This is a genomic window from Vibrio sp. V03_P4A6T147, from assembly GCF_002241085.1.
GTDB classification, from domain to species: domain Bacteria; phylum Pseudomonadota; class Gammaproteobacteria; order Enterobacterales; family Vibrionaceae; genus Vibrio; species Vibrio anguillarum.
Map to the genome: position 1 here is coordinate 1 of NZ_NDIO01000176.1, position 5016 is coordinate 5016.

General features: G+C 44.6%; 5 protein-coding genes. 3 read left to right on the plus strand and 2 right to left on the minus strand.

Going from position 1 to position 5016, the window contains the following annotated elements:
- The first annotated feature begins 330 nt into the window (after window positions 1-330).
- A complete protein-coding gene (locus tag B9J84_RS06875; protein WP_094123828.1) occupies window positions 331-588 on the plus strand; it encodes a hypothetical protein in 258 nt (85 codons plus the stop codon).
- Between the two features lie 107 nt (window positions 589-695).
- Window positions 696-2048, plus strand: a complete 1353-nt coding sequence (gene yegD / locus B9J84_RS06880; RefSeq protein ID WP_017045097.1) for a molecular chaperone — start codon at window positions 696-698, stop codon at window positions 2046-2048.
- Here yegD and B9J84_RS06885 read toward each other — a convergent pair.
- Window positions 2039-2992 carry a DMT family transporter gene (locus B9J84_RS06885; protein ID WP_170900905.1) on the minus strand — a complete coding sequence of 318 codons (954 nt, stop codon included), beginning with the start codon at window positions 2990-2992 and terminating at the stop codon, window positions 2039-2041. The genes yegD and B9J84_RS06885 overlap by 10 nt on opposite strands.
- A 149-nt stretch (window positions 2993-3141) precedes the next feature.
- On the opposite strand from B9J84_RS06885, the gene B9J84_RS06890 reads away from it, so the two are divergent.
- A complete protein-coding gene (locus B9J84_RS06890; protein ID WP_029388319.1) occupies window positions 3142-3597 on the plus strand; it encodes an Lrp/AsnC family transcriptional regulator in 456 nt (151 codons plus the stop codon).
- A 39-nt stretch (window positions 3598-3636) separates the two neighbouring features.
- Here B9J84_RS06890 and B9J84_RS06895 read toward each other — a convergent pair whose 3' ends face one another.
- Window positions 3637-4887 carry an SGNH/GDSL hydrolase family protein gene (locus B9J84_RS06895; RefSeq protein WP_094123830.1) on the minus strand — a complete coding sequence of 417 codons (1251 nt, stop codon included), beginning with the start codon at window positions 4885-4887 and terminating at the stop codon, window positions 3637-3639.
- Window positions 4888-5016 lie beyond the last annotated feature (129 nt).

The window sequence follows — 5016 nt, forward strand, 5'->3', positions numbered from 1 at the left end:
CAATAGTGCAACTACGAAATATAATTAATATGAATAATGAAACTAATGGCCAGCGTTGAAAGTATCGCTCTTTCGGCGCGAGATATTAGTGATGCTAGGCGCTTTTATCAATCTAAAAGTGTGAAGTTGAGCAAGATAAAAATCTATGATTTGAATTAGAAAAACTAATCATTATTCGGGTGGGTAAAGAGAAATGAAAGACGGTTCCAATGCCTGTGTTGAGTATGGCTCTTGGTGTCTGATAATGTACCTAGTTTTTCTATTGCTTTTGCGCTGAACAGTGACTAATATTTGATGTAAATGAGAATTAATACCATAAAGGTGTAATTAATGATGTTACCTTTACTTGCTGCATTATTATTTATAGTGGGACTTGGCAAAAAGTTGTCGGTTCCAAATTCGTGGCTCTTCTACTATGCACTTTCTGTTGTATTGTTAAGCTGGCTATTCAGTATGAACCCCATTTTTGTCCTGATTCCGTTGTTTATCTTGTCACCTTGTCTTATCCACTATCGACATATCAAGGTGATTAAAATGGCTTATGTGGGCTGCCTGCTGCTGTCTTTTTTCGTCTCTTGGTTTGTGTAAACCAATCCATGTCTTTTCTCGCCAGACATTCCAAGTAGCTTGGGGATAGTATTTGTGAAAATCATAAGGTAGGATCGCCGGCCTTTTTCTGATGCTAGGAGGTAGCGATGTTTATTGGTTTTGACTATGGAACGGCGAACTGTTCTGTCGCGATGATGCAAGATGGGCAGCCAACATTGTTACCCATAGAAGGTAAAAGCCACTACATTCCTTCGACAATATGCGCCCCGACGCGAGAGTCCATTTCTGAGCATCTGTTCCGTCATCATAATATTACGCCAAGCGATAAAATTGGTGAGCAAGTACTTCGCCGCGCGATCAATGTGAATAGAGAAGAGAGTATTGAACTTGCCGCGCAAGACATTGCCTTTGGCCAAGCGGCGCTCGATCTCTATCTGCAGGATCCGCGCGATATTTATTACGTTAAATCCCCTAAATCATTTCTAGGCGCGGCAGGTTTACGTGATGTGCAGGTCAGTTTTTTCGAAGACTTGGTGTGCGCCATGATGGTCAATATTAAGCACAATGCAGAGCAGCACCTTCAGCGCACTATCCAAGATACTGTGATTGGTCGTCCTATTAACTTTCATGGCCGAGGTGGTGAAGAGGCCAATCGACAAGCGGAATCTATTTTACAACGTGCGGCGAAACGCGCCGGTTTTCAGCACATCAGTTTTCAGTTTGAACCCGTTGCGGCGGGTTTAGAATATGAAGCGACTCTGGTGCAAGATCAAACCGTACTGGTGGTTGATATCGGTGGTGGAACCACTGACTGTTCATTGCTAAAAATGGGGCCGAGTTGGCGAGGGCGTGACGACCGCACCGCGAGTTTGCTTGCGCATAGTGGCCAACGGGTCGGAGGCAATGATCTTGATATCTATATTGCTTTCAAACAGTTGATGTCTTCTTTTGGATTAGGAAGTAAAGCCATTTCTGGCATTGATATGCCGATCACGCAGTTTTGGAACCCGATTGCAATTAATAACGTGGAAGCGCAACGTGACTTCTATGCTCAGCAAAACTTGGCAGCATTGAAATTGCTACACAAAGAGGCGCAGCAACCAGAAAAGTTGGCGCGTTTGCTGAAAGTCTATTTTGAAACGCTCGGCTATCAAATTGTACGCCGTGCAGAAGAGGCAAAAATTGCTCTATCTGATCTTACGCAATGTCAGGTGGTGCTCGATCTTCTTTCTGAGCAGATCGAAGTGCAAATTGAGCGTGAGCAAATGATCGACGCCATTGAATCCCCTAAAGCGAAAATGGTGGAATTGGTCAAAGAAGCGGTTGAACAAGGTGGCGTAAAGCCGGATGTTATCTTTATGACGGGCGGATCTGCTCGTTCTCCAATATTACGCCAAGCGGTAGAGCAGCAACTTCCCCACGTACCCGTTGTCAGCGGTAACTACTTTGGTTCAGTGACTGCTGGTTTGGCTCGTTGGGCAGAGATTTGCTATCGCTGATATGAGCGCTTAGCGCTTCGTTTTTGATGCGTTGGGGGCCGGTAATGTTGCGAATGATCGTGTTTCATTAAAACATTACTGGCAACCAAGCTACCTAAGCTTATCAACCCTAATCCGATCCAAGTCAAAGGCGTTGGCATCTCACCAAAAACGGGAATCGCCAACAAGGTTGCCACGACTGGTGTTGCAGAGCCAAAGGCCGCGGAGCGTTCTGCGCCGAGTGTTGAAACTGCATATAAATAGGTAAATGCTGCAATGAGCCCCGCCCCGACACCTTGCAGCAGTGTGTGTCCTGCCAGTTCTTTCCACGGCCAGTGTGCAAAAGAGTGTGTGGCTAAGTAGCTATCGACGATGCCTAAAGCGATTAGAACGGCCAATAAAATAGTAGAAAGTAAAGCAACCCATCCCGCGCTGACGAGCGCATGCAAATTCGCTACCCGCGCACAAATTGTAAACATCGCCCACATCAGGCTGCCGGTTAAAAACATCAAATGCCCGGTCAAACGGTTTGACTCAAAATCAGTGGCACTTGAATAGAGGAAAATACCAACCCCTGCCACCACTAAAGTCAGCCCAGCGACTCGATGGCGACTTAACGGCTGTTTAAACAGCAACACCGCTATACCCGAGACAAACAGCGGCAGCACACCCGGAACAAGCGCGCTACCATCAGAAACCGGAACGTAGTGCATCGCATGGCTTGTAACTAGTAAATAGGGCAATCCACAGCCAATAAATAGACCAATTAAGTAACGCATAGGTACATTTTGCAATTGATGTCGAGTTCTCCAAACCAATGGAGAGAGCAACAAAGCGGGCAGTAAAAAGCGCGTTAATGCAATATCCGCAGGGGTTAATAGGCCGCTCGCCCCTGCCTTTAAAGAGAGGAAAAAGCCGGACCATAATAACAGTGTGGTGCCTATCGCGAGGTAGCCATAAATCATAATTTCATTCACATCAATGGATGGTTTCTCACCATTATCTATGGTTCGGCTTACTTTTATCCGGCAAGTTCACCCTTATTGCTAGATGGTTTAGCACTTATCCGCTATAAATTAGCAAAATATTAGTGGATTTCATCAAGGATCGAGTAATGGATAGAATAGACCGCCGCATGTTGACCTTATTACAAACAGAGGCACGCTTAAGCACCGCAGAGCTTGCAGAAAAGGTTGGATTATCCCCTTCTCCCTGCGCAAGACGCTTGAAACGATTAGAGGAGAGCGGGATCATTGATGGCTATCAAGCTCGCTTAAGCCGGCAAGCTGTCGGGGTCGGTATGACGGTTTTTGTTGAAGTTAGCCTGAATAATCATCAAGCCGCTTCCATTGATAGTTTTGAAGAGGCAATCAAAGAGATGGAGGAGGTGATCAGCTGCCATGTGGTTTCAGGTGCGTATGATTACTTGTTGGAAGTCGTTAGTGCCAATTTATCAGGGTACGAAGCATTTACGCGTCAGTTACAGCGGCTCAACAATGTAAAAGATATGCATACCCACCTCGCCATGCGTCAAGTGAAAGCCGCTACCGCGATGCCTATTTGGGTCTAGAGACAGCACTTTGCGTGCTGTCTTCAAGGTTAGGCGTGCTTATTCAAATTGAAATGACGCGAGAGAGTTTTTACTGATTTCGTTGGCAATCAATTGATGGATGGCCGTGGTAGGGTGCGTTACGCCCCAAAATACGTATTTGTCAGAGCTATGGTAAGCGCAATCATTGGTTAAGCTATGACGGTACAAGTAATCTAAAGCTGAATTGCGATTGATGTTGAGGCATGCATCGGTCGCATTTTCAAAGCCGTATTGCTGTGGATTGGCTGTGAGGTTTTCAAACAAGCTATGAGCATCAAACAGGATGATATTTACCCCTTGCATCTGATAATACAGTGCTTGTTGCTGAATAAACGCATTGAAGGTGGTGATCTTAGCGCTGACTTTCGCTATCTCTTCTGCTGTTGAATATTTGAACTGCGGGGCTTTGGTTGCATCGGGCAGGGTGAGTAGAATAATATTTTTGGCCCCTGAATCCACAAGACGAATCATCGCGCTGCTAAAATCTGCTTTGACTTCATATACTTCACGGTTGTAATTCATAAAGTCATTCAAGCCAAATTCAAGGGTAAAGAGCGTATTTTCTGGCTGGTAGTTTTTGGCCATTGTCATGTAATTTAGATAAGAGCTGACTTGATCGTTCACACCTGTCAGCGCGATATATTGATTACGCCCTGCGGCACCGCCAATCGCCCAGTTATATACAGGTAAATTGTACATTTTTGCTAAATACTCTGTCCACACCAAACCATTGGAAAAGTGTCCTAAAAACCAAGAGTTAGGATTGGGAAATTTCCATTGTGACGCATTGAATATATTTCCTGTATCCGAAAGGCTGTCACCTATGGTCACCATTTTATTAATGACGGGTTTGGCATTTTGTTTATCGTTAGTCCAGATCGAATGATTGTATGAGAACCTATTGTCTGCTGCGAAATAAGTAATATCTGCAGAATCGTGACTGACGCCGAGCGTCTCTTCACAACGCTGCTTTATTTCATATTGTGAGGTGTCAGTATAAAACATATTTTTAAAGCGCACAGATGACCACCAGTAACCACTAATGGTGTAGTCATTTCCTTGTTCATCCAATGCCCACTCCCAATCTGTTGCTGGGTCATCATGATTGCCAGCGGGCCGATACCAACAGCGTACATAAGTGTAGGTTTGCTTATTTTGCGTATTCATTACGCCATAAGCGGTAACTGGTTCTGAGGTGGTATCCGTATTTTCTGCAATCGCCATGGAGAGTGGTAATATTGCGGTCATCAATAACGTCATTAGTTTCATATTTTTTTCTTATTGGTTTAGGCACGTATCTACTAAAGAATAAGTGCGAAAGTGAAATTAACAAACTGGTCAGGCCTATTTTGGGTTTATGGTGTTAAGCGTCAATCAATAAACGACTATGTTGAGCAT